At 42.9% G+C, this 25,360-nt stretch carries 26 protein-coding genes and 1 riboswitch; of the genes, 2 read left to right on the top strand and 24 right to left on the bottom strand.

The window, feature by feature from the left end; translation table 11 throughout:
• Positions 1-270 precede the first annotated feature (270 nt).
• From DXD11_RS07285 to DXD11_RS07245, 9 genes are all read right to left on the bottom strand, one after another.
• Complete coding sequence (locus tag DXD11_RS07285; protein ID WP_118758083.1) at positions 271-1,635, bottom strand: sensor histidine kinase; 1,365 nt, start codon at positions 1,633-1,635, stop codon at positions 271-273.
• Positions 1,636-1,638: 3 nt separating this feature from the next.
• Positions 1,639-2,313, bottom strand: coding sequence for a response regulator transcription factor (locus DXD11_RS07280; RefSeq protein WP_055146522.1), 675 nt, complete (start codon positions 2,311-2,313; stop codon positions 1,639-1,641).
• A gap of 93 nt (positions 2,314-2,406) precedes the next feature.
• The gene (locus DXD11_RS07275) at positions 2,407-4,179 is read right to left on the bottom strand and encodes a Na/Pi cotransporter family protein (protein ID WP_118758082.1); all 1,773 of its coding nucleotides are present in this window, start codon (positions 4,177-4,179) and stop codon (positions 2,407-2,409) included.
• 228 nt (positions 4,180-4,407) lie between these two features.
• Positions 4,408-4,668, bottom strand: coding sequence for a hypothetical protein (locus DXD11_RS07270; RefSeq protein WP_118649706.1), 261 nt, complete (start codon positions 4,666-4,668; stop codon positions 4,408-4,410).
• 33 nt (positions 4,669-4,701) lie between these two features.
• Positions 4,702-5,346 (bottom strand): phosphate signaling complex protein PhoU, encoded by a 645-nt coding sequence (gene phoU / locus DXD11_RS07265; RefSeq protein ID WP_118758081.1) that lies wholly within the window; start codon positions 5,344-5,346, stop codon positions 4,702-4,704.
• A 10-nt stretch (positions 5,347-5,356) separates the two neighbouring features.
• Positions 5,357-6,115 (bottom strand): phosphate ABC transporter ATP-binding protein PstB, encoded by a 759-nt coding sequence (gene pstB / locus DXD11_RS07260; protein WP_118649708.1) that lies wholly within the window; start codon positions 6,113-6,115, stop codon positions 5,357-5,359.
• Between the two features lie 155 nt (positions 6,116-6,270).
• Positions 6,271-7,275, bottom strand: a complete 1,005-nt coding sequence (gene pstA / locus DXD11_RS07255) for a phosphate ABC transporter permease PstA (RefSeq protein WP_243105832.1) — start codon at positions 7,273-7,275, stop codon at positions 6,271-6,273.
• A complete protein-coding gene (gene pstC, locus DXD11_RS07250) occupies positions 7,276-8,127 on the bottom strand; it encodes a phosphate ABC transporter permease subunit PstC (protein WP_118758080.1) in 852 nt (283 codons plus the stop codon).
• Positions 8,128-8,134: 7 nt separating this feature from the next.
• Positions 8,135-9,028, bottom strand: a complete 894-nt coding sequence (locus DXD11_RS07245; protein ID WP_118758079.1) for a substrate-binding domain-containing protein — start codon at positions 9,026-9,028, stop codon at positions 8,135-8,137.
• Between the two features lie 366 nt (positions 9,029-9,394).
• On the opposite strand from DXD11_RS07245, the gene tsaA reads away from it, so the two are divergent.
• A complete protein-coding gene (tsaA, locus tag DXD11_RS07240) occupies positions 9,395-10,108 on the top strand; it encodes a tRNA (N6-threonylcarbamoyladenosine(37)-N6)-methyltransferase TrmO (protein WP_118758078.1) in 714 nt (237 codons plus the stop codon).
• A 14-nt stretch (positions 10,109-10,122) separates the two neighbouring features.
• Here the strand turns inward: tsaA and DXD11_RS07235 are convergent, their stop codons facing one another.
• The 9 genes from DXD11_RS07235 to DXD11_RS07195 all read right to left on the bottom strand — a co-directional run bounded on the left by DXD11_RS07235 (position 10,123) and on the right by DXD11_RS07195 (position 18,831).
• Entirely contained in the window at positions 10,123-10,896 is a 774-nt protein-coding gene (locus tag DXD11_RS07235; RefSeq protein ID WP_118758077.1) for an aminotransferase class IV, read from the bottom strand.
• Between the two features lie 34 nt (positions 10,897-10,930).
• Complete coding sequence (gene pabB / locus DXD11_RS07230) at positions 10,931-12,334, bottom strand: aminodeoxychorismate synthase component I (protein ID WP_118758076.1); 1,404 nt, start codon at positions 12,332-12,334, stop codon at positions 10,931-10,933.
• 10 nt (positions 12,335-12,344) lie between these two features.
• On the bottom strand, positions 12,345-12,929 hold the full coding sequence (locus DXD11_RS07225; protein WP_015533771.1) for an anthranilate synthase component II: 585 nt from the start codon (positions 12,927-12,929) through the stop codon (positions 12,345-12,347).
• 312 nt (positions 12,930-13,241) lie between these two features.
• Positions 13,242-14,219 (bottom strand): biotin synthase BioB, encoded by a 978-nt coding sequence (gene bioB / locus DXD11_RS07220; RefSeq protein WP_118758075.1) that lies wholly within the window; start codon positions 14,217-14,219, stop codon positions 13,242-13,244.
• Positions 14,220-14,623: 404 nt separating this feature from the next.
• On the bottom strand, positions 14,624-14,956 hold the full coding sequence (locus DXD11_RS07215) for a cupin domain-containing protein (RefSeq protein ID WP_004850052.1): 333 nt from the start codon (positions 14,954-14,956) through the stop codon (positions 14,624-14,626).
• A 74-nt stretch (positions 14,957-15,030) separates the two neighbouring features.
• Complete coding sequence (pdxR, locus tag DXD11_RS07210; RefSeq protein WP_118758074.1) at positions 15,031-16,494, bottom strand: MocR-like pyridoxine biosynthesis transcription factor PdxR; 1,464 nt, start codon at positions 16,492-16,494, stop codon at positions 15,031-15,033.
• 3 nt (positions 16,495-16,497) lie between these two features.
• Positions 16,498-17,151 (bottom strand): HAD family hydrolase, encoded by a 654-nt coding sequence (locus DXD11_RS07205; RefSeq protein ID WP_330416345.1) that lies wholly within the window; start codon positions 17,149-17,151, stop codon positions 16,498-16,500.
• Between the two features lie 244 nt (positions 17,152-17,395).
• Complete coding sequence (locus DXD11_RS07200) at positions 17,396-17,830, bottom strand: Hsp20/alpha crystallin family protein (RefSeq protein ID WP_118017275.1); 435 nt, start codon at positions 17,828-17,830, stop codon at positions 17,396-17,398.
• Between the two features lie 212 nt (positions 17,831-18,042).
• Positions 18,043-18,831: a metallophosphoesterase gene (locus DXD11_RS07195; protein ID WP_118758073.1), complete on the bottom strand. Its 789-nt coding sequence runs from the start codon at positions 18,829-18,831 to the stop codon at positions 18,043-18,045.
• A gap of 264 nt (positions 18,832-19,095) precedes the next feature.
• On the opposite strand from DXD11_RS07195, the gene DXD11_RS07190 reads away from it, so the two are divergent.
• Positions 19,096-20,016, top strand: coding sequence for a tyrosine-type recombinase/integrase (locus DXD11_RS07190; protein ID WP_118758072.1), 921 nt, complete (start codon positions 19,096-19,098; stop codon positions 20,014-20,016).
• A 264-nt stretch (positions 20,017-20,280) separates the two neighbouring features.
• Positions 20,281-20,357: riboswitch (cyclic di-GMP riboswitch) on the bottom strand.
• Here the strand turns inward: DXD11_RS07190 and DXD11_RS14205 are convergent.
• The 6 genes from DXD11_RS14205 to DXD11_RS07165 all read right to left on the bottom strand — a co-directional run bounded on the left by DXD11_RS14205 (position 20,324) and on the right by DXD11_RS07165 (position 25,341).
• Positions 20,324-20,608, bottom strand: coding sequence for a hypothetical protein (locus DXD11_RS14205; protein WP_147567732.1), 285 nt, complete (start codon positions 20,606-20,608; stop codon positions 20,324-20,326). (Overlaps the previous riboswitch by 34 nt.)
• Positions 20,592-21,449 (bottom strand): hypothetical protein, encoded by an 858-nt coding sequence (locus tag DXD11_RS07185; RefSeq protein WP_118758071.1) that lies wholly within the window; start codon positions 21,447-21,449, stop codon positions 20,592-20,594. Before DXD11_RS07185 ends, DXD11_RS14205 begins: the two co-directional genes overlap by 17 nt.
• Positions 21,450-21,554: 105 nt before the next feature.
• Positions 21,555-22,205, bottom strand: coding sequence for an RloB domain-containing protein (locus DXD11_RS07180; RefSeq protein ID WP_117550751.1), 651 nt, complete (start codon positions 22,203-22,205; stop codon positions 21,555-21,557).
• Entirely contained in the window at positions 22,198-23,373 is a 1,176-nt protein-coding gene (locus tag DXD11_RS07175) for an AAA family ATPase (protein ID WP_117550753.1), read from the bottom strand. The genes DXD11_RS07180 and DXD11_RS07175 overlap by 8 nt, the downstream gene beginning before the upstream one ends.
• 65 nt (positions 23,374-23,438) lie before the next feature.
• Positions 23,439-24,320 (bottom strand): ABC transporter permease, encoded by an 882-nt coding sequence (locus DXD11_RS07170; RefSeq protein ID WP_147323114.1) that lies wholly within the window; start codon positions 24,318-24,320, stop codon positions 23,439-23,441.
• Positions 24,310-25,341 (bottom strand): efflux RND transporter periplasmic adaptor subunit, encoded by a 1,032-nt coding sequence (locus tag DXD11_RS07165; RefSeq protein WP_117550757.1) that lies wholly within the window; start codon positions 25,339-25,341, stop codon positions 24,310-24,312. The genes DXD11_RS07170 and DXD11_RS07165 overlap by 11 nt, the downstream gene beginning before the upstream one ends.
• Positions 25,342-25,360 lie beyond the last annotated feature (19 nt).

Raw genomic sequence — 25,360 nt, 5'->3', positions numbered from 1 at the left:
TATCTGCCTTTCAACTGCATGTTTTGTGAATTATGTATAAATCGCATTGTATGTTATGCATAATTACCACTTGATTTTTTCCGTAACATGCTGTATTATATTATTAAATTCAGAAGATTTCACATATTTTCGAACTTAATGTCGGTGTGTGTGAATATCAATATACTTAAGGAGTCTGGCTAAAACACTTCCACCAGGCTCCTTTTTATTGTAGCATCTATTCTGTTCTTTTACAGCATTCCCCATCAAAATTCATTGATTTCGACTGCATCATTGTTCATCTTCCCTGTATGCGTCAAATGTAACCTTTATGTCAGTTCCCTTACCTGGTTCACTGTCCATATCAAGCTGTGCATTGTTGCGGGCAACTATATGCTTTACTATAGCAAGGCCAAGTCCTGTGCCACCTGTTGACTTAGATCTGCTCTTATCCACTCTGTAGAATCGTTCAAATATTCTCTCCTGATGCTCCTTCGGGATTCCTATTCCCGTATCCTTCACCCTGAGTATAACCTTGCCGTCTACTGTCTTTACAGATACATCCACACTTCCATTCTTATTGTTATATCTGATGGCGTTGTCTGTGAGGTTGTACACAAGCTCCTCCATCATCATCCTGTTCGCATATATATATCCGTGGTTTCCATAATAACTGAGCTTCACGCTGTTCTTATCTGCGTTTATCGCCAGCATGTCCGTAGCTGTTCTTGCAATCGCTGCCAGATCTATCTTCTCCATAACCGGCGCATCCTCAGATACATCCAGCTCAGACAGCCTGATTATATCGTTGATAAGCGTCAACAGTCTGTTGGAGTTCTTATGGATCTCAGTTGCAAAATGATGCACATCCGCCTCAGTAGCCATACCGGTCTCGATGAGCTCCGAATACCCCGATATAGATGTGAGTGGCGTCTTGAGCTCATGTGATACATTTGCCGTGAACTCCTGTCTCATCTGTGAGCTCTTCACTATATCCGCATGCTGCTTCTGTATCATATCTATGAATGGGCGCATCTCCTTGTACGCAACTATGTGGGTATCGTCATCCAGACTGTTCGCCATCTGCTCTATTGGTTTCAATATGTTTCTGGTCAGATAGTGTGTCACTATGATGGTGACACAGACAAGGATCGCCATCACCACCAGCATGACCGGCACAGCCGCAAGGAACATACTGATTACATTGTTAGTCTCCCTCGCTATTCTCAGCACCCTTCCAGACTTGAGCAGTATCGCATAGTAATATGTGCTCTTATTGAGGGTTGCCGACTTTCTTATAACATGTCCATCACCATTTTCAAATGCCTCTGCTATCTCTGGTCTGTCAAGATGGTTCTGCATGGAAATCTCATCGGCCTGATTGTCATACAGAACACTGCCGTCAGGCGCTATAAGCGTCAATCTGAGGTCATTGGTATCCACGCTTGCATACACACCGGTGTCATCCGCGTCGAAATCTCCGGTATTCTTAAGCACCTCAGCATACCCCTTCAGATCCCTTATGATCTCCGCCTTGTACACCTCATAGAATATAAACGTCGACAGGACCATGGTCACCGCTATGGCCACCAGTGAAAAGATGATAAACTCCAGATTGATAACCTTTTTCAGCCTTTTATCGTCTCTCTTACCCATATGCTACTCCATCTTATACCCTACATTTCTAACCGTCTTTATCATATTACCTGCTTCGCCAAGCTTCTGTCTCAAAGTCTTGATATGCATATCAAGGGTTCTGGATTCGCCCTCGTAATCCGTTCCCCACACATCCGACATAATCGTGTCTCTGTGAAGGACTATTCCTGCATTAACCATGAGAAGCTTTAAGAGTTCAAACTCCTTGAAGGTAAGCTCACACAACTCACCGCCCACATGCACCTCGCGTCTCTCTGAATCAAGGGTTATATCCCCGAGTACCATCTGCTTGTCATCCTGCAGCGCCCTGCTTCTTCTGAGCAGCGCCTTGACTCTGGATATGAGCTCCATCACGCCAAATGGCTTGGTGAGGTAATCATCCGCTCCTATATCCAAGCCCTTGACCTTGTCAAGCTCTGTAGTCTTGGCTGTCACAAGGATAATCGGAACTCTGACAGTATCTGGTCTGCTCCTGAGCTTCTTCACAATCTCAAGGCCATCCATGTCTGGGAGCATGATATCCAGGAGTACCAGATCAGGGACCTTCTCCACAGACCTTGAGAAGAAGGATTTTGCATTCTCAAACTCCTCCACCGCATATCCGCTGTTTTTCAGAGCAAACATCTCTATCTCTCTTATATTCTTATCGTCTTCTACAATATAAATATGTACTGCCATTTTGTCTCCTTTCCCTGTGTAATACCACTTTCATTTACATGCGTATTGTAATTTTATTTTTATCATTATTTTTTTATTTATACGTGCCAGATATCACTTCAGCTTGTACATCCCTCTGTAATATGTGTACATGCTCTGGAAATCTATGTTGGAATCCTTCTTCATGTTATCCAGATATTCATGTGTATCAAAGTTATCTGATTTTAACTGAAGCATTGCCACCGCCACGTTGGAACAGTGATCTGCAACTCTCTCATAGTTGTTGATAAGATTCTCCAGTGATATTCCGAGCTCAATGGTACATTTCCCCTTCTGAAGTCTCTTGATATGCTGCTTCTTAACCGCGCTGTTGAGCTCATTGATGGCTTCCTCAAGCGGCTCCACATGGGATGCCTCCTGAAGGTCTTCTTTGTCGTAAGCCTCCACAGTCATGCTGACTATGTTCTGAACTGCATCCTTGTATACACCAAGCTCTAACCTTGCCTTTTCTGAGAAGGACGCGCCCGCCTCATTCATCTTCCTGCATATATCCGCTATGGTTATGGCGTGATCCGACATTCTCTCAAGATCACCTATGACATGAAGTCCGATCGATACCTTCTGGCTATCCTCATGGGAGAGCTCCTTGCTGCTGAGCTTTACCATATAAGAACCGACCTCATCCTCATAGGTATCTATGATGCCCTCAAGATCCTCAACCTTATCCCTGACCGCTTCATCATAATTATCAACCAGTGACAGTGCCATATCAACACTGTTCTTTGAAAGCTGAGCCATGTATTTTACGACCTCTATACAGTGTCCAACAGCAAATGCTGGTTTCTCAAGGAATCTGGCATCCAAACGCTTGAGCATCTCCAGCTCTGCAGGAGTATTTTTCTCCACCTCATCCTTATCTCTGACAGTGAGCGTTGCAAGCTTCTCAAGTCCGCCTGAGAACGGAAGCAGAAGAAGTGTCGCCGCAACGTTGAACGCACTGTGTACAACAGCTATACCAGCTGCATTCGCTGAATCATTCAGGAACTGGAAGTGTACAAATGAATTGACCGTGTAGAACGCCACCATGAACACGACTGTTCCTATGATGTTGAAGTACAGATGCACAAACGCAGCTCTCTTGGCATTCTTCTTGGTTCCTATACATGATATCAGTGCCGTTACACAGGTTCCTATGTTCTGACCCATGATGATTGGGATCGCCGTCCCAAATGATACAGCCCCGGTTGCACACAGCGCCTGGAGTATACCTACAGATGCCGAAGAACTCTGTATGATAGCTGTTATCAACATTCCCACAAGCATTCCAAGGAATGGATTGGAGAACATGGTGAGTATATTCGTAAATTCCGGTACATCCTTAAGCGGCTCAACCGCCCCGCTCATCATCTCCATACCGAACATGAGCACTGTAAATCCAAGAAGTATTCCACCTATATCGTGCTTCTTCTCAGACTTGGTGAACATGAGGAATATTATTCCTATTACTGCGAGTATAGGTGAAAAGGATGAGGGTTTCAACATATTAATAAATATATTGTCACTCTGTATTCCTGTAAGGCTGAGTATCCATGATGTTACTGTTGTTCCTATATTTGCACCCATAATGATACCCACTGCCTGTCTCAGCTTCATGATGCCTGAGTTTACAAGTCCAACCACCATAACTGTGGTGGCTGATGATGACTGGATCACTCCTGTCACCGCGGCGCCCAGCAGAACACCCTTTATAGGTGTTGATGTGAGCTTTTCCAGTATCTTCTCCAGCTTACCGCCAGCCGTCTTGGCAAGGCCATCTCCCATCACACTCATTCCATACAGGAACATTGCAAGTCCGCCCAGAAGGGATAACACATTGAAAATATCCATATCTTTTGTCTCCTTATTACATTTCCAATTACTTCTGTATAAGGACTTGTATACACAATATCCCTTTTACAGCGTCTGTTTTTATCAGCGTCTATTGTAAAAGGGATATGTAAAATGTGAGATATGTGTATGTAAAATCTGTGTAAATTTAAAATCTATGTAAAATCCTGCAAAATATTTGGCACAGTTTTGTGGTATCACATAGACCTTTTTTCTGTTTTCATCTGTTTATTTGCTTCCCAGAGGCTCATTTATGAGCAGATACACCGCACTTCCAAACATTCCTACCAGGAACATGCCGTAGCCGCCACATATGAACATCAGCTTTGCTAATGATACATCTCCCAGCACAGGGATCATGTGGAGCAGCAATGCTGCAGCACATCCCGCAAGTCCGCACACTACCATGCTGACTGTTATGAAAAGTTTCATATTGCCTATACCTGTTATGTGTGACAGTTCATTTATCTTCGTACATACCCACTTCATAGAAATCACCTCTTTTCGTCCATTACTCAATCATCAGTCTACATGTTCTCCTGTTATTGAGAAGTGGACCCACTCTGATATATTCGTTGCGTGATCGCCAATCCTCTCAAGATACTTGGCAACCATAAGAAGGTCACAAGCCTGCTCTCCATCATCCGGATTCTCATGTATCATTGTGATGAGTTCATTCTTGACCTTGTCAAAAAGATCATCAACGACATCGTCATGCTCTATTACACTCTTTGCCTTTTTCTCATCTGCGTTGACATATGCCTCTATGCTTGATACCAGCATGACGATCGTCTCTTTTGCCATCTGCTGTATGTGCTCAAGCTTCTTTATATATGGTGTGCCAGCCATGCACAGTGTGAGTTCTGATATATCTGAGGCGTGATCTCCGATCCTCTCCATATCCGTTATCATCTTGAGTGCTGCGGATATATTTCTCATATCCCCGGCAACCGGCTGCTGGGTAAGGAACAGCTTGAGACACAGATTCTCAATCTCTCTCTCCTGATGGTCGATGGCGTCATCCGCCTCGATCGCCTTCTTTGCGAGCTCTGTGTCCTGGGCCACGAGAGCCTTGATCGCTGTCTCGATCGCCTGCTCGACCATAGTTCCCATCTCTATCATCTCTGCGTGAAGCTTTCTAAGCTGCATCTCATATTTGTCTCTCATCGTGTCCCTCCTAACCAAATCTACCGGTGATGTAATCCTCTGTACGCTTGTCAGCCGGCTTGCTGAACATCTTTTCTGTCTCTGCGTACTCAACGACCTCTCCGAGAAGGAAGAACGCTGTGTTGTCCGCAACTCTGGTTGCCTGCTGCATGTTATGCGTAACCATGATAATGGTGTAATTGTCCTTCAGTTCAAGTACCAGGTCCTCTATCTTGGATGTCGATATAGGATCAAGGGCCGATGTAGGTTCATCCATGAGAAGCACCTCAGGCTCCACTGCCAGTGCTCTGGCTATACAGAGTCTCTGCTGCTGACCACCCGAAAGACCCAGGGCTGATTTCTTCAGTCTGTCCTTAAGCTCATCCCATATTGCCGCCTGTCTGAGGGATCTCTCAACTATCTCATCAAGCTTTGCTCGGTTTCTTATTCCATGGGTTCTTGGGCCATATGCTATATTGTCATACACGCTCATCGGAAATGGATTTGGCTGCTGGAACACCATTCCAACTCTTTTTCTCAAAAGGTTAATATCCATTCCGCTGTATATGTCCTCTCCATCAAGCCTCACATCACCTGTTATCTTACAGCCCTCTACCAGATCATTCATTCTGTTGAGTGACTTGAGAAATGTTGACTTTCCACAACCTGATGGTCCAATAAATGCTGTAACCTCATTTGCCGGAATATCCATATCAATACCCTTAAGGGCATGGAACTTTCCATAATAGAGGTTCAGATTTTTAACGCTGAACTTAACGTTATTATTCATCTATTTTTCTCCATTCTTAATATCAAGCACGAAACAGAATGCTGTACTATCTTTTTCGTGCTCAGAATTTTCTTCTTTAATTGCAGAAGCTCAATCGCTTCTGCCGGATATTGTAAGCACCTGCCAAGACTCTGATTCCAAAGCCCTGACACATGTTAATTGGCTTTATCTGCTGCAACCCTGCCTGCAATCTTGTCGGACGCAAAGTTGATAAGCACTACAAGTACAAGAAGCACTACCGCTGTTGCATAACCCTGATCCGTGTGAAGTCCTTCTTTTGACAGAAGGTACATATGAACCGCCAGAGTTCTTGTTGAATCGGTAAGCTTTGTCGCCATCTTTGCAACCGATCCTGCTGTGTATATGAGTGCTGCCGTCTCGCCCACGATACGTCCTGTCGCAAGTATGATTCCTGACAGTATTCCAGGAACGGCACTTGGAAGCACTACTTTGAATACTGTTCTGAGCTTTCCGGCTCCCAGTCCAAAACTTCCTTCTCTATAAGACTTAGGCACTGCCATAAGTGCCTCCTCTGTGGTTCTCATTATGACCGGAAGAACCATTATCGCCAGGGTTAACGCACCTGATATGAGTGATAATCTAAGTCCACACGCATTTGTGAAAAACAGCATTCCAAATAGTCCGTATACGATCGAAGGTATTCCTGTAAGTGTCTCCGCTGTGATCCTCACTACCCCCACCAGCTTATTGCCAGTCTTTGCATATTCGACAAGATATATCGCTGCAAATATTCCTATCGGACCTGCTATCAGGAGGGACAGCAACGTCATGTAAACCGTATTTATAAGTGCCGGTACCAGCGAACAGTTGTCCGATGTATATTCCCAGCTGAATATGTCCGCATTAAGGTTTGGAATTCCCTTTACCAGTACATACACCAACAAAAATCCTATGGAGAGCACAGTTATGAGTGTCGCCAGATGTACAAGGATAAACATTATGAATGATCCCGGTCTCTTTCTGTACTCAGCCCATTTCTCAGACCATGTGCTCTTGTTTATAGCCTCTATGCTGTCAACATCAACTATGGATGAAGGATCGTCCTCAGGTGCCGTCTTTTTCGTGCTGATTATTGTATTTTTTGTTCTGTCATCGCCACATGCGACAACTGTCTTTATTCCTTCTACTCTCTCTGTCATCTATGCCACCGTCTTTCTCTTTATGATGGAGAACAGGAGGTTGATAATGAGTATGAATACGAACAGTACAACGCCCGTCGCTATCAGAGCCTGTCTGTGCAGGTCCGTCGCATATCCCATCTCCATTACTATATTTGTGGTGAGTGTTCTGACACCTCTCAGTATTCCGTCAGGCATATGGACCTGATTTCCAGCGACCATGATGACCGCCATAGTCTCTCCAACTGCACGGCCAACACCAAGGATAATCGCTGCCATAACTCCTGACTTTGCTGCAGGGACAACAGTCTTGAACACGCTTCGCTCATGTGTTGCTCCAAGTGCCAAAGCTCCCTGATAATATTTGTCAGGTACCGCTCTTATTGAGGTCTCTGATACACTGATGATAGTTGGAAGTATCATCATTCCAAGAAGTACTGATGCCGTGAGCATCGTATTTCCATTTACTCCAAATATGCTTCTCACCATCGGTACAAGCACACACATTCCAAAGAATCCATATACTACCGAAGGTATTCCGGCCATCAGATTGATAAATGGCTTTATAACTTTATATAATCTGTCGGGACAAAACTTTGCCAGATATATCGCTGTCAGAAGTCCTATTGGAACTCCAATTATCAGTGCTCCGGCTGTTACATATATACTTCCTAATATGAAAGGAAGAATGCCGTAGTATCCATTTGTAGGCTTCCAGACCTCACCAAGGGCGAAATCCCCGAAGCCTATCTCTTTAATGGCCGGTATTCCATTCACAAACAGGAACACACATATGAGTGCCACCGCCGCGATGGATACCAGTGCCGCTATCAGGAATACTACATGCATAATTATTTCTTTAAGTTTATGCATAAGCTGATTACTTTACGTCCTCCCACTTTGCTGCTGAACCTGTGAATATGTCCTTGACCTGATCTACTGTGTAGTCCTCAGCAGGGTTGTTGTTATTTACTATAACTGCAATTCCGTCCATTGCTATTACTGTTGCCTTAAGTCCAAGTGATGTCTCTGTATCCTTGAGTTCACGTGATGCCATACCTATATCGCATGTTCCATCTGATGTTGATGTAATACCTGTTGTTGAATCGCTCTCCTGAAGCTCGATGTCAGCATTTGTATTGATCGCCTTGTATGCCTCGATAAGCTTTTCCATAACAGGTGTTACTGACGATGAACCTGCAACAACGATCTTGCCCTTTGGATTTGTTGAGGTAAATGCTCCGCTGTTTGCAACCTCGATGTACTTATTTGCTGATATGATCTTCTGTCCATCCTCGCTCATGATGTAGTTGATGAAATCCTGTGCAACATCGCTGATGCCATCCTTTGTAACGATGTTGAATGGTCTTGAGAGGGTGTATGAACCATTGTTGATGTTCTCCTCACTTGCCTCAACTCCACCGATCTTGAGTGCCTTTACTGTATCGTTGAGTGCTCCGAGAGATATGTAACCGATTGCATAATCATCTCCTGCTACTGTTGTGAGTACGACCTCTGTGCTGTTGCATGTGATGGCATTTGTTGTTGTGTTGTCGACCTTATTGCCATCTGCATCCTTCTCCTCAACTCCTGTGAGCTCTACGAATGCTCCTCTTGTTCCTGAGCCTTCCTCTCTTGATACTACTGATATATCCTGTGCTGCATCGAATCCGCCATCTGCGCTCTTTGATGAATTATTTCCACAGCCTGCAAGACTTCCTACCATAAGTGCTGCTCCAAGTGTTACTGCCAATACTTTCTTTAATTTAACCATTTTCTTCTTCTCCTTACTTTGTCCATATTCTTTCTTGGAACATCAGCCATGCAAAATCGCTTTATGGTATGGCTGATGCTGCATAACAAGTTTTCTACGAAAATTGTTACATGTGCCGGTTATCTCTTGAACCGGTCTTTGCAAATATTGTATTATTGGGACATATCATTCTTTGCTTATTTCCCGGAAAAGAACTCGCGCGCCTTTCGTTCTTTTCTTTGCACTATGATAAATGGCACAAGTAAAATACATAACCAGCGCAATGTAAATTGAATGTAAAGTCGGCGTTAATCAATGCATGCTGAATGTACAGCAAATAATCTGCCATAACTTATAAATTACAACCAGAAAGTGGGATAAATATACATGACAAATACCAGTTTAGAAGTAATAGGATATGTGAGATGTGACCACAAAGAGAAGTTCGGGATTCCAAGGCAGAGCGGTCTGACAGACTGCGCCGCCGCTTTTATAGAGATGCTTCCACCGTACAATCAGGCAGAGGCTTTCAGAGGACTTGACGGATTCTCCCACATATGGCTGCTGTGGGACTTCTCCAGGGCTCACAAGAATGGTTTTACCGCAACAGTAAAACCCCCAAAGCTGGGTGGTAACCAGCGGATGGGGGTTTTTGCCACCAGATCGCCATTCAGACCGAACAACATCGGACTATCATCGGTGAAGCTTCTGGACATTATATATAATGAAGGAACTGGCTGTGTACACGGGCTTGTGGTGTCGGGTGCCGATATACTGGACGGAACACCGGTGTACGACATCAAGCCTTATCTACCATACACCGACAGCCATCCGGATGCGACCGGGGGCTGGACAGACTCCCTTGATATTCCGGAGCTGTCTGTGTGTTTCTCTGACGATATCGCCGTCAAACTTGAAACAATATTTTCAAGTACACAGATCGAGGCCCTGAAAGAGATACTTGCGCAGGATCCAAGGCCTGGCTATCAGGATGAACCGAATAGACGGTACGGGATGCTGTACGGTGGATACGATATAAGGTTTACCATATCGGGTGACACTCTTACCATATGCGAAGTGGCTGAGCCCGGACCACAATGATACAAAAAGGCATTTTACCGGCATGAAGCTGAAAAATCATGATATTTTCTCATCATCCTGGCAGTGACGCTCCTCTCCTCAAAGCTGATATTTCCCAGTAGTTTCACCGGCATGACCCCCATCAAGGAATTGGTCACAAAGCATTCCTGATATGATGACAGTTCATCAGGGAATATCACTGTCTGCGTGACCACCTCTGATTCACAGATATACCCCCTTACTGTTCCAGGCAGGAGACCTGAGTCTATCGCGGGTGTGTATATCCTGCCATCTCTCACAAAAAATATATTGCTCACCGTACCCTCGCATATCTGTCCCTTTGTATTCAGGAAGATCCGTTCATCCATTCCAGCTTTCCTAGACCGCCTTTTTTCAAGAATGCAGTCTCCGTAATTCATGGTTTTATGATATACGAACGGCGATGTCTCATTTCTTCTAACATTACTTATGTCCATTGCAAACCCCCGTTCGTATATATCCGGGGTGTAAGGATTATCTCTCATTGAAAAAACCACATTTTCCTGAGTCAGCATGATCTTTAACGCACATCGCCTCATATGACCTGATCGATCTCTGTAATCATGCTCACTCATCCACTTTCTCAGATATTTCAGCACAGTTATCCTGTCTATGCCCCGTTCTGCTGGCATGCCAAGATCCAGGAATCTTGCAGCATCTTCCAGGCGTCTCAGATGCCTGTCAAGAAATATCGGCCTGCCGTCAACCACACTTATAGTTTCAAATGCTCCAAGACCAAATTGAAAGCAATCATCCATTTTTACATTCATTTTACATTTCTCCCATTTTCATCATTTTCAAATGCTACTGCAATGCACTGAGTATTGCTTTTGCCTTATCCCGTGTCTCTTCATACTCTGCACCAGGATCAGAATCAGCAGTAATACCGCCTCCAACGCCAAGATAATACCTGCCATTTCTGTACAATACAGTTCTTATCACTATATTAAAATCACATTTTCCATCCAATGTAATATAACCAATAGATCCGGTGTAAATATTTCTCTTTCCGCATTCAAGTTCATCTGTGATCTCCATAGCCCTGCGTTTCGGCGCCCCTGTAACAGAACCACCCGGGAACGCCGCAGTAAGAAGAGACATCACATCTTCTCCATCCTGCAGCACGCCTTCTACATTTGCCACCTGATGAAAAACAGTCGCATATTCTTCTATCGAAAACAGTTCAGTCACTTTTACGCTTCCCGGTCTGCACACACGGTTCAGGTCATTTCTCTCAAGATCTACAATCATCAGAAGTTCGCTCTTTTCCTTCTGTGATTTCTCAAGCTCCCTCCTGAGCGCCTCATCCTCCCTGACAGTCTCTCCTCGTCTCCTCGTCCCCTTTATCGGCCGGGTATACACATGGCGATCCTTTATCTGCATGAACCGTTCAGGAGATGCGCTCACTATCTGATAATCTCCCAGATCAAGATATCCACCAAATGGCGACGGATTGCTGACTCTCAGGTCATGGAACACGTCCAGAGGCTTTTTATCACTGTCGATAACCATATGCCTTGTCATATTTGCAACATATACATCACCCTCGGTTATATGATCCTTCAGCCTTCTTATAGAGTCCTCATATTCTTCCCTGCTGCACTCTTCGTACACATTCAAGTTATACTTCTTCCTCTTTTGTACATCTTCACTCGTCCTGCCAATTATATTCCCATTTTCCCGATCATCCCTGTTGCAATACTTCTCTATATCATTCTCCATTACATCAATATTTGACTGTGCATCACCTGTTATCCCATTTGCCACAAGATATGTCTCTTTTTTTAGGCAATCTTCAACAACAAAACAGTCATAGAATGTCATGACTGCATCTGGAACAGACACAAGCTCTTCATTGAGGGAGTCAATCCCCATCCTGTCCATTCCATAATCGTAGGATACATACCCTATCGCGCCTGATACAATCGGCAAATTCTCCGGGCTCGTATCCATATGCTGTACAAGATACTGTCTCATATATTCTTCAAATGTTATATTCTTTTCAGAATCTCCATTAACCTCAAATGTATCCCCATTCTTAACAAGCCTGAGATATGGGCATCTCCCAATGATCGAATAGTGTCCCAGATTATTCACAAGGGATGAGTCAAGAAATGCTATTCCTGTCTCATCCTCATATATTTCAAAAACATCAGCTGCACACACATATCTGTCAAGTTTTTTTACCACTCGCCTCATACTGCTCATATATGACTCCTTATCTGCAATTAAACTTCTCCGCCGCTATACAAAAATTATACAATATATCATGACCATACTCCGTAAGTACCGCTTCCGGGTGAAACTGCACCCCGTACAACGGCAGCCTTCTGTGTGATATTCCCATAACTGCACCATCCTCGGATATAGCATCCACCTGATAATCATCAGGCAGACTGCTGCCATTTATTACCAATGAGTGGTATCTTGTGACATGAAAGCTTTCCGGCAGCCGTGCGAACAGACCTGTTCCACAGGTATGTATCTCTGTCACCTTTCCATGCATTGGCATCTTTCCTTTTTCAACAATGGCGCCCGCACAATACCCAAGTATCTGATGTCCAAGGCAGACTCCAAGTATCGGAATCTTCCCCTTATACATGTTCACAACATCCACACACATTTTTGCCTCCCATGGCCGCCCAGGTCCCGGTGAAAGTATTATGCCCTCCGGCTCCAGATCTTCCACATCATGCAGAGATATCCGATCGCACCTTTTTACGGTCACACATCTTCCCATTTCCTCGAAATACGCCTTCAGGTTATATACAAACGAATCAAAATTGTCTATCATCAGATACATGCACTTCTCCTTATCCGCAATCACTATAAAACACAAAAAGGATAACAGCCGGCATGCCAAAGCATGCACAGTCGTTATCCTTTTCGGTCCGTAATCTGCACGTTATTTTTATCTTTGATTTTTACAGATTCTAACATATCTGACCGCAGAAAGCAAATGCCTTTGCTACTTTTGCGCAGTCTCACTATGCAATGCGCCTACTGACGTGCCCTCTCATAGGCATCTGCATACTGCTGTTCCTGTGAGTTTATCTCCTCCACATCACGATTCTGTTTCAATATGCAGGCACGTAAAATTTATGTAAACGAACCGCTACGCCGACTCCACCTCATATGTGAATCCGGCATCCGTGATCGCCTTTATCGTATCCTCCATGCCCTGTCCGTTCTCTGTGAGATAACCCGATGCAAAGATAGAATTGACAACAGTGAGAAGTCTCTTCTCCTCACCCTTGAAATATCTCTCCCTGCCCGCGGCACATCTTATATCCGCCTGTGGCACCATGAGCCTCGCAAGGCACAACACCTTCAGGCAGTACTCCGTTGTGAGTACTGACGTATCAATGTCCCCCAGTGGCGTGCCTTCTATCGGAAGAAGAAAGTTAATAGGAATCGCCTCGGGATTGATCTCCCTGAGTTCCAAGAGCATGTCCACCACATCCTCCCTGCTCTCACCCATTCCTATGATGCCTCCGCTGCATATCTCAAATCCCACGCTCTGCAGCATCTTTATATTTGCAACTCTCTGGTCAAATGTGTGGGTTGAACATATATTGCTGTAAAAGCCACGGCTGCTGTTCAGGTTGTGATTGATCCTGTCAAGTCCCGCATCCCGCAGTATATGCGCCTGCTTCTCCGTCAGAAATCCGATGGAGCAACACAGGTGTGTTCCGCTTTCCTTCATCCTGCGGATGCGCACCGCAAGCTCTTCAATCTCCTTATCCGTGAACTTCATTCCGCTGAGTCCTATACAATGTCTGGACAGATGGTATTTGTCCACAAAATCATTGTCTCTGTAAAGCTTCTCATCGCCAACCCAGCGGTATTTGTCGATGTCTGCCTTTGAACGACACGACTGTGCGCAGTATGCACAGTCCTGGGAGCAGTTACCACTTCTTGCATTTGTCAGGATGTGGATTCCCACATGTTTTCCCTTGTACTTCTCTCGGAGCTCCCCGGCACGTGCCACCAGCTCGTCAAGCTGATCATCCGCCGTGTTGAGTATCCCTATAGCCTCCTCACGGGATATAGTTGGATCTGCTGTCTTTGTTGTTTTTTCTTCTGATATCATATCTGCACCTTTCTTTATCGAACATCTGTCTTTTTGCCCTATGCGATGATCGATGTTTTGTTGCAGCTCTTGTGTATATGATTCAGCCCAATGTCTTTCTCAGTCTTTGTGTATATGATCCAGCCCGGTGGCACTCTAAATCACAGTTTAGCAAACGTATGAATGATGCCACTAAAGAACATTTTATCAGCTTATTTTCTCATTAACAAATGAATTTTCTTTGTGTGGGGAGAATTTACGACGCAAATTGACGCCATATATCAATACAAGTGCTTGATAGTATACAAAAAGAGGTCGCCACACTCTGATACGCATCCAAAATTCCAGATATATTTCAGATGTATTTCATTCGGAAACCTCTTTTTTTCAGCTATATTTCTTATATATTATTTTATCGATTTCTTCTAGTTGTGCTCTGGCACTACAGCATAGAACACAAGATCCTCATCGCCGTTGTTCTTCAGGCTGTGGCTGTGTCCCGGCGGACAATAGTGGCAGTCGCCCGGATTCAGTATCTCCATGGTATCGTCATACTCCATGGTTCCAACTCCTGAGATGATAAATATGATCTCGCTGTTGGTGTCATGTGTGTGAAGTCCTATAGAACTTCCTGCTGGAAGTGTTGCCCTCATGATCTTGTTGTAATTGCCTACGTGCATGCGTGGCTTGAATACGCCTTCGCCACCCTTAAAGTTCTGAATATTCTGCTCCTCAAGGGAATCGAATGATATCTTCATCTGTTGTCCTCCTTACGAAAAATACGAAAAAATCCTGCAAACGCATGAAATGCGCTCCGCGCGGCGTCTGCGTGCTATGTCGTCAAGTGCACCACACTCTCAAGAAGTCTGTCACAGGCTTCCTCTATTATATCTTCTTCTATACCCGAATAATTGATAACCAGCGTGTGGCTGTCCTCCTGCTCTTTTCCGTGGCAGTACTGGCTGAGGCTGGATATGTTGATTCCTGCCGCGGCAGCCCTGTCCACCATCTCTCTGTCCGTGTATGACGTGTCGATCTCCATAAGGAAATGAAGACCTGCATTCTCTTCCTTTATCGTTACCTGTGGATACAGCCTGTGACTCCTGATACAACCAAGTATCCTGTCCCTGCTGTTCCTGTAAAACTTTCTCATCCTGTTGATGTGCTTTTCCAGATACCCCTCCTGGATAAACCTTGTGAGTGTATACTGATCAAAATTCGACACCGTACACGCATAAAAGCTTAGTATATGATTATACCTTACCATGAGCGGTATTGGCAATACCATGTAGCTTATTCGTATGGTTGATGACAAACTTTTTGAAAATGTATTCATGTATATGACCTTATCTGAGGCATCTATACTCTGAAGTGCTGGGATCGGATTGCCCACCAGACGGAATTCACTGTCATATTCATCCTCTATGATATATCTGCCCTTCTGCTTTGCCGCCCAGCCCAGCAGTTCATATCTCCTGCTCGCCGGAGTGACAGTTCCCGTAGGGAAATGGTGTGACGGTGATATATGCACCACATCAGCCCCGGACCGCTCTAGCGAATCTATGTTGACACCGCTCTCATCCATGTCTATATAACAGCATTTCACTTGATATGCATCGTATATGTGCTGTATCTTCTGATATCCCGGATTCTCCACACCGTATACGCTGTCCCTGCCGAGAAGCTGTATGATAAGACCATACAGATATTCCGTTCCCGCGCCGACTATGATCTGGTTTGGGCTTACAGACATCCCCCTGAACTGATAGAGATAATCCGCAATGGCCTTTCTGAGTTCAAATATCCCACCAGACGGCGATCTCTTCATAAGCTTTTCCCGGTCATCCATCATCGTCTCCCTCATGAGCTTCGTCCATGTCGAAAATGGGAAGTTCTCACTGAGGGTGGAATTGTTCACAAAGTCGGCAAAGAACCTGTTCTGGTCAGAGGCTTCTGCGTGTTCCCTGATCACATGAGTATGCTCTGTCACATGGTCTTCCGGTCGACTGGTATAGCAGGCATTGCTCACTCCCACAACATCCGCATCCTCAGCCTTCACGTCACACACATAGAACCCGCTCTTCGGCTTGGAATAAATATATCCCTCAGCCAAGAGCTGACTGTATGCGTTTTCCACTGTGACGACGCTCACATTCAGATGAGCTGCAAGCGCCCTCTTTGACGGCAGCTTCTCATGGGCTTTAAGATTTCCTATCAATATGTCATTTTTTATCTCTTTGTACAAATGCTCATAGAGGAAATCCATCCCTCTGTCGTCAAATGAATATGTAAGCATCCACTACTCTCCCAATACTATATCAACGATCTTCTGTGTGTCATGTATGACAAACGGTGCGCCAAGGCTCATGATGAACTCCTCGTCTCTGAATCCCCAGCCAACCATGATGACATCCGTTCCAGAATTTCTTGCTGTGGCAAGATCCACGTCAGAGTCACCTATATACACGACATCCTTCTTCTCAAGACCAAGCATTCTGAGGCACTCCCCCACCATGTCAGGTGCCGGTTTCTTTGCTATGCCAGACTTCTCACCAAGTGCGAAATCAAACATTCCTGGGAAATAGTCAACACACAGATCCTGAACTGCGAAATCTGCCTTGTTGGACACGACCGCAGTCTTCACACCTGCTGCCCTGAGCTTTGCGATGGCATCATGTATTCCGTCATATGGTCTGGTCTTGATGGCACTGTGCTCCTTATAATAAGAAGCAAATGTATCAAACACCTTATCTATAGTTGCCACATCAGTTCCCGCCGGCACAGCTCTCTCAATGAGCTTTCGTATGCCATTCCCAACAAATCTTCTAACCTCATCTATATTTCTCTCAGGGAATCCATGATGAGCAAGTGCATAGTTTGTACTGTCTGTCAGGTCCTCCAGAGTATTGAGTATTGTTCCATCCATATCAAATATCGCTGCCTTGTATCTCATGTCATACATCTCCTTGTCTTATTTGTAATTATGCTTATTCCCATTATAATCTGTGAGTTAAGGTTGTCAATCAACAATCCCCGCGGGGACGGAGGGGACAGGTACCTCCGTCCCCACGTAAAAGTCCACAAAAAAACCGGCGCAAGAGGGAGGTTCCTGCGCCGGTCATCAACACTACGAAATGTATTTAGTCAGCAGACGCATTATATGCGCTTCGCGCGGCGTCTACATGCTTTGTGAAATATTATTCAATTGTTATATACTTTGACTTTGGCTCTTCCGGTTTCTTCTCAATCTTTGGAACTGTGAGCTTAAGCACTCCGTCCTCAAACTTGGCCTTGATATCTTCCTGAGTCAGATCCTTGCCAACATAGAAAGTTCTGCTGCCTGAGCCACTGTAACGCTCCTTGCGGATATACTTTGTCTTCTTATCCTCCTCTGTAGTCTCACTCTTTGTAGAAGCGTTCACGATCAGATATCCATCCTTGAGCTCTATCTTCACATTCTCTTTCTTAACTCCTGGAAGATTCATCTCAACTGTGTATGCATCCTCACTCTCGGCTACATCAGCCTGCATAAATCCATTCATCTGCGTCTGCTTTGGTGCTGCATAAGTCCTCTCAGGATATCCAAAGAAATCATCTAAAAAGCTATCTCCAATAATACTAGGCATTAACATAAGTCATCTCTCCTTCCAATATCTATCCCCTCTGCCTTTATCGCATCAGGTATATACATGTTAATAATTTCGTTTCCTTTTCAAAGGATCGCTTCAAGGCTTATCGTTAATTTCTATTTAGAAGCTCTTTCCTTTGACTGATTATGTTATACCACTTTTATTAGCACTCTGCAATAGTGAGTGCTAATAATTTTTGTGAAGAATTTGTGAACTTACACATAGAACACTTCTTCATCCTCCAGCCTGATACACGCAAGTCTGGCATTCTTTCTTGTACTTCTCATCCAGCATCCACAGTCTATATCGTAGAACAATATATCACGATCCCTATCGTACATGCAAAACACCTGTCCATCATTCCAGGCGAATTCCCCTTCCTTAACCGTTGGCGTATGCCCGGCGATTATCGTACTATGGCATATACCGCCGATGGTATACCCATCATCCCTAGCATTCATATAGAATTCTTCCCTTGAACTGTACTTTGCTTTAAGCTCCAGTGTGTCAAGCTTTCTTATATATCCGGCATGGACAACTATACATTTCCTGTCATTCACCTCCATATCATAGTAATATGGCATGCGCTTTATCCGCTCCGTCCATGAAGTAAGCTGTGAAAATGTATATCCGGATTCTATCAGTTCGCATACCGTGCCGCAGCGGTCAAATCTCACACTGTCATCACGGCATGCAAGTCTGCTCATTGCATTATACAGCATTTTCGTATCCTTCCGGCTGTCAGCAACAAGATCCATTTTATAGCTGATAATTCTCATCGCCTCTATGTTCTGAACAAAATCCTCGTCATGGTTTCCCCGAATCAGAATGACATTTGCCGGCGCACGCATAATCCACTCCAGCATATCAGCATTCTTCGGTCCTTTATCTATATAATCTCCCGCACATATCAACGTATCCCCATCGCCGAATTGTATCTTTTCGAGCATCTTCTGCAGCTCATCGTAGCATCCGTGGATGTCCGATATAACGTAACTACTCATTTCCAGTCTCCTTTTATACAAACAAACCTTTACTCACAACAGACTTATGGTATTACCTTCATGTAAAAGTCGATACCGCGCAGATGTAAATTGTGGGTAAACGTATGATAATTATACACCCGATGTCTCAGCAAATGGGCATAAAAACAGTCATCTGCCCCTATATTTTTTTGTTATTCACATCAAATTAAACAGTCTTAATTACTTTCTTTCATTTTTCCTGTACCATATATTTCTGATAAATACATACAAAGGAGATTAACTATGGACACCATGAAAACATCTATAAAAAACTACTTGGAATACTGTGACAAACAGAAATGCCTAGATGAAAAGACCTTGAAAGCATATAAGATTGATTTAAATCAATTCGTAAGCTATATTTGCTCATCTGACATCACTGACATTTCCACAAATATATTGGAGGAATACATCGGAATACTTAATAACACATATAAACCCAAGACTGTAAAAAGGAAAATCGCATCTACTAAGGCTTTTTTTCATTATCTTGAATACAAAGAAATTCTGAATAACAATCCATTTAATAAATTGCAGCTTAAATTTCGCGAACCCATAATATTGCCCAAAACAATTCCAATTCGCACCATTGAAATATTTTTGTCTACTATTTATGAACAACTTAATTGTGCCAAAACCACCTACCAAAGAAGAAATTCTCTGAGGGACGCCGCTGTTATCGAGCTTTTATTTGCAACTGGCATGAGAATTTCTGAGCTTTGTGCACTAAAAATCAATGATATCAACCTATATGATGGAAGTATCCTTATATATGGCAAGGGCGATAAGGAGCGACGAATTCAGATAGGAAGTCCTTCTGTTATAAATATACTGAATAAATACAAAGTTGATTTTCATTCGGAAATAGTAAATTGCAATCACTTTTTTGCAAATCAATCTGGTCGACCTCTGACCGATCAGGCTGTACGCAGAATGATAAATAAATATACTTCACTTGCCGCTATTGATCTACACATCACCCCACATATGTTCAGACATACTTTTGCCACCAGCCTGCTGGACGCTGATGTAGATATCCGCTATATTCAGGAAATGCTTGGACACAGTTCTATCAATATTACCGAAATATACACTCACGTTACATTGGCAAAGCAACGAAGTATCTTGGCAACTAAGCATCCAAGAAATAATTTTAATATTTGAATGCTGAAAATCTTACCAACTATTTCTCTCTACGTTCTGGTACATTTAATGGATAATTCTATATTATCCTCTATTTCTAGACTATCAATTTAATTGGAGATTTTACTCATCCCCAACCACAATATACTCGTTTTTCTATATATTGTCAATTAAAAACACTCTTTTTAACCAGATAAGAAGCTTGTCCGTCAAGGCAAAAACAACTACTCCTACCATGCACCAAAAAGGATCTATGCGACATACGCATAGATCCAACTGTTTCGTATCTGCAACTGGCTACTATTTTTACAAACCCTGTAGCTTTACGTCACAGCCTTTCGACTGCTTTACCCATATATTCAGATGTTTGTAATTCTATTTTGATAGCAGCACAATCAAGCCAATCCAGCACTTCCACCTTCTCCAGGTTTTCGTCAGAATGCTCTATCTCTCTTAAATATCTGTATGCAAGTTCTATAAGATCGTCTACGAAAATCTGCTCTCCATTTTTCAGCCGCCTTGAAGAATCACCAAAGGCGACTCTTACGCTTTTATAACCTCCACTTATAAGGTAGGACTCACCTTTAGTAATATTTTTATTTTTCCGTAACATCTATAAACTCATCAGAGCCTGTATCCTCCCACTGCTTTTTGCCGCTGCTGACCACTTTCTTAGTTTCAAGTACATATGCATATATGTCAACCATATGCCCTTCATCGTATGAAACAGTTTCATCTGCAGACGCATCCACCTTATACCGTACATATATGCAGCATTTGCCATTGGGTGATTTTCCATTATAGACAATGTAATCAATCATACCTGTATTTTCATTCAGCACACATCTGGACGAACGCTCCGAGGCACCATATGTGACGTCGAATTCTGTGCGATTGTCATCGTTATACAAATCGTATACCGCCTTATATCCAGCTGTTATGCTGACGTCATCAGGCATTTCTTCAGAGTTATTCCCTGGTATTTCGCCACCTGTTGTTTCTGTATCCGTTCTCGCTGTTTCAGTGGTTGTGGCAGCTGCCTGTTTTCGAATCGTTGTAAGCCTTTTTCTTTCTACACCGCCATCAAAATACATGGTAACAAGTTCATCGTATTGTTCGTTTCCGGATAATACAACTTCCACTCTGTCGGAACACCATGTCACATCCCAACTGTCCTCATCAAATCTGGCTCCGTCATTGGCTATTTCAAATTCTGCTCTTGCCACCTTGCTATTTGCCATTTCCAGTATCAGCCTTCCCGGCGCACCGCCAAATGGCCAGTACGGCTCTCCAACCGAATACATCGACAATATGTATTGTTTATCAGGAGAACTTGTTTTATCAACGAGTTTCTCTTTATATCTGGTTGTGTATCTTAAACAGACAAACGGAATAAACACAATCAGCGCCAATACACCAAGTGTAATTGCCACTATTTTTATTGTCTTCTCCATATATCTTTATTTTTCTTCAATCTCCTCATAATACTTATTGAACACCAACCATGCAAAATTTTCATTGTTGATATTCCTGCATCTCCATCATCAACTCATGGCACATCACCAGTCGATCACATCAAAAAACTCTTCTATATTACTGCTCTTTATATTGATATTATCCATATCCACCACAGTATCTTTTACCACTATTTCAAAGTTCTTCTTCTTTATCTCATATCTGTTATATAGCAGCTTATCTTTTCCGGTAAGTGAAGACAGCATATTTACATATGATAACTCCCCACTATTGAGATAATTGTAAATATCTTTATTTCCCTTGAAAGCGGCAATACTTTTTGTACCAAATGATGACTGAATAAACTTATGAACATCCTGTCCTTTATACGCAGGACTGTGCAGGCAAGCCACATATTCAAAATTAGGATTGTCCATTATAATGAAATGTGGAGTGTTGCCTTTTTTATTTTGAATCATGCAATATTCAAGCAGCTTATTGAACCCATCCAGCTCGCCCTGTATAGTAGTAAGCCTATCCGCATCCACAATAATAAACTTTGCCAGATAGTTACTTTGCGACTCTGTTCTTATTTTCTGCAAGAAATTCGCATAGCCCCCACCATGCATATTAATTGGTTTCAAAACCAGTTCAACGCCCTGATTTCTTCTCATCTTATCTATATAATTGTATTCTGTATCTCCTTCACAAAATATTGCAAATCTTTTCTGTAGGATTCGCTTTTTTCTACTCAAACGCTGTACCTCCCAAAATCCCCTTCATGTAAAACTCATATATTTTTGTGTTTTCGTATCTAACTTCAGGAAAATCCGCAAGAGAATAAAGCTCTGAAACAAGATTCTCCCTGTTCTTTGTAATAAAATATATCTGTTCTTTCATATATGTCTTCAAGTTCAAATGAAGTACATTATGCGTTGAAAAGATAAATTGTCCTTTATGCTCCATTCCATTTATATATGCAATTACACGTTCTGATAAGATTGGATTAAGCACCCTATCCATCTCATCTGCAAATACAACCTTATCTGCATATACAACCCGAAAGATCTGCACTGCCCATGCAAAAAATTCACGAACACCAGTAGAATCCTGAGAAAGCTCTCGTTTAAATGTCTGTCCATTTGCATTTGAACGAATTATCATCGTTTTTGAATACGGTTTCTCTTCATCTACCTCTATCCCACATATGCTATAATCCACCATTCTGAAAATTTCCACATATCTTGGATCTTTGAGAATTTCAATATCCGACTCCTGTCTTATTATGTTTTCTACCTGTTCAGAAGGCAAAGTTCCCGGATATAATACATCTGCCATCCAGTCAACAGTCTCAGCCGCATCTGCATTCCCCAACAACGCAAGCTTGCTTACAAATAAGCCATAACTATTGTTGCTGTTCTCCAGTACAGTTGCGATTTCCTTTGCTTTTCCTCTTTTCTGTATATATTTCGAGTCTGAATCCCGCTTAATTTCAAATACCTCACTTGCAGCTCTTTTTCTGAGCTGACTCCTTAGGAGTTTTTCACTATATATTCCCAAACTGTCCACTACTACTTCATATTCATAAACAAAATGATTTCTAGCTACAAACACGATATTAAATCTCTGTTTTGGTATTTTCTCATTTACCAATGTATCAGTATTTATATAGGCATTTACAGACTGCACTTTCAAGTTAGTATCAAACAACGATTTCAAATACTTTAAGCTGTTTATAAAATTAGATTTTCCACCTGCATTTTCACCGACAATTACAGCAGTCTTTAAAAGATCATATCCAATCAGAGTTGTTGTATAATTATCAGGAAAACGTTTCTTTACTTTTCCCCCAGGGGCTTCCATGGAAAACTCACTCTCTGCATTAAAGGAGCAGAAATTATCAAACGTATATCTTATAATCATATTTTTCACCACCTTTTATCACTAATTATATGCACAAAATTGCCATTGTAAACCATTTTTTTGTTTTACTTTTTTATATTTTCCCTAATGAATCTGCATATCATAATCATCCACACAAATAATATGAAAACAAAAATACCACTTCGCAATCTATACCTCTTCAGCTTCTGGCTGCACCTGTAATAGGATTTCTCCAGAACATCCTTGTCAGAATACAACTTTCTCTCATTTATGGACTTAAGCTCATCGCAGGTATCCCTCCAGAAATCAAAATCTGACCACTTTGACGGCAGATTTATGTCCGGTAAAATATCCAGATAATCTATAACATAGTAAAAGCTGTTGCCATAACCATGATGACAGGCTACATCATCTGCATATTCACTCCTATAATTCTCATCCGATACGTCGAGCACTATGCCATTTATAGTTTTACTGTCAACAAACTCCCAGTCACCTCCACGTTCCTGCCCTGCCTGAACGATTATATAACTTTCCTCAGAGTCAACGATAGAACGGACAACATAAGTTTTTTCAAACACTTTTATAATAGAGCCAACGGTGCGACTGCTTCCAAACAGCGTATATGAAAGCTCCCCGCTTATTATGCATCCATCTGTATCATCTCTTTGCAGAGCCCCGGTTACCCCTAAAATATCCTCTACAGTAAAATCAACAACAACTATATCAGATTGGACTTTTTTATATACACTGTCCCCGGCAACTGTCTCCTCTGGGAAAATTCTATATGTTCCCTTTACATAGTCCTCGTCCTTCATTCTGGTGTACACAGTCTGCCCTGTGGTGACAAATGCATAGTTTCTGTCGCCATCATACCTAATACTTATATTTATTACATTCATGACATTCCATATAAACAACCACACCAATACAATACCGAAAACTATGCCGATCACAGCGCTCTTATAAAACCTTCTATTTTTCACGTACAGTATCACCGGCTTCCACTCTCTTATCTGAGCTTACAATAATCTTATCATCACTGGTCAAAGGGCTCTTCTTCAAACCTACGTCATAATTATTTGTATACCCGACTGTCACATATACCTTCGCAGCAACATATTCCGTCCCAAGAAGGTTTTCCTTCGGTCTCTCGACAAGCACATATGACCCAGACACATCAGCACGTATTGCGGCCACAGGAACCACAGAGCTGTAACTCTCAGACTGATGTGAAATCTCTGCCAGCACGCTGTCACCCACTTCAAATATATCTCCTGGAATAACTGCCTCCACTATATATCCCTGTCCACTATCAGCATCACTGTATATCGCAGATATTTCCGTATTCACACCGCTGCCGTCCTGCTGAACCATAACCTTGTCCCCTTTTTCTATATACCTTTTCTGTTCCTCTGTCACAGATATTTTAATAGTGTATTTATCTGCTTTCTCCGTGACCACAAAAGCCGCACTCTCCTCAGTTTTATTTCCTACATCGACTCTGGACTCCGATATGATTCCGTCAAGCTCCGAATAAACAATTCCATCATCATCCATAAGTTTTTCCAGAGATTGGAGCTGTTCATCTACCACTGCAATTTTGTCATCCATAACATCCATCTCTTCTCCCCATGTATACCAGTATTGCTCCTTCAGGCTTTTCTGCTCAAGCTTCTTCTCAAGATACACAGATCTGGCCATGTTCACATCCACCCTCATAAGCGGATCTCCCCGGTTAATCTTTTCCCCTGCACTGACAAATATCTCCTGCGTCGGGAGTCCGGGATAGATATACACCGGCGTCTTCTTATCCCCATCTATAACCACATCCTGTAAAACCTTCATAGACACCGTCCCCGACACTGCATACTCCGTTTCAACCCTCGGGGTAAGAGCACTGCTCGCAAACCTCGACACAAATGTGCCGACAATAACCACCGCCATAAAGATCATAACGGCCTTTATACCGCAGTCTGTCCATCGCTTTCCTGCAAATCGTCTCATAATACTTCTCCTGTTTTCT

Origin of the sequence: Coprococcus sp. TF11-13 (assembly GCF_003481085.1) — a bacterium.
Lineage (GTDB): Bacteria > Bacillota > Clostridia > Lachnospirales > Lachnospiraceae > Coprococcus > Coprococcus aceti.
The sequence above is the reverse complement of the archived record's forward strand: the minus strand, read 5'-3'. Positions and strand labels throughout refer to the sequence as shown.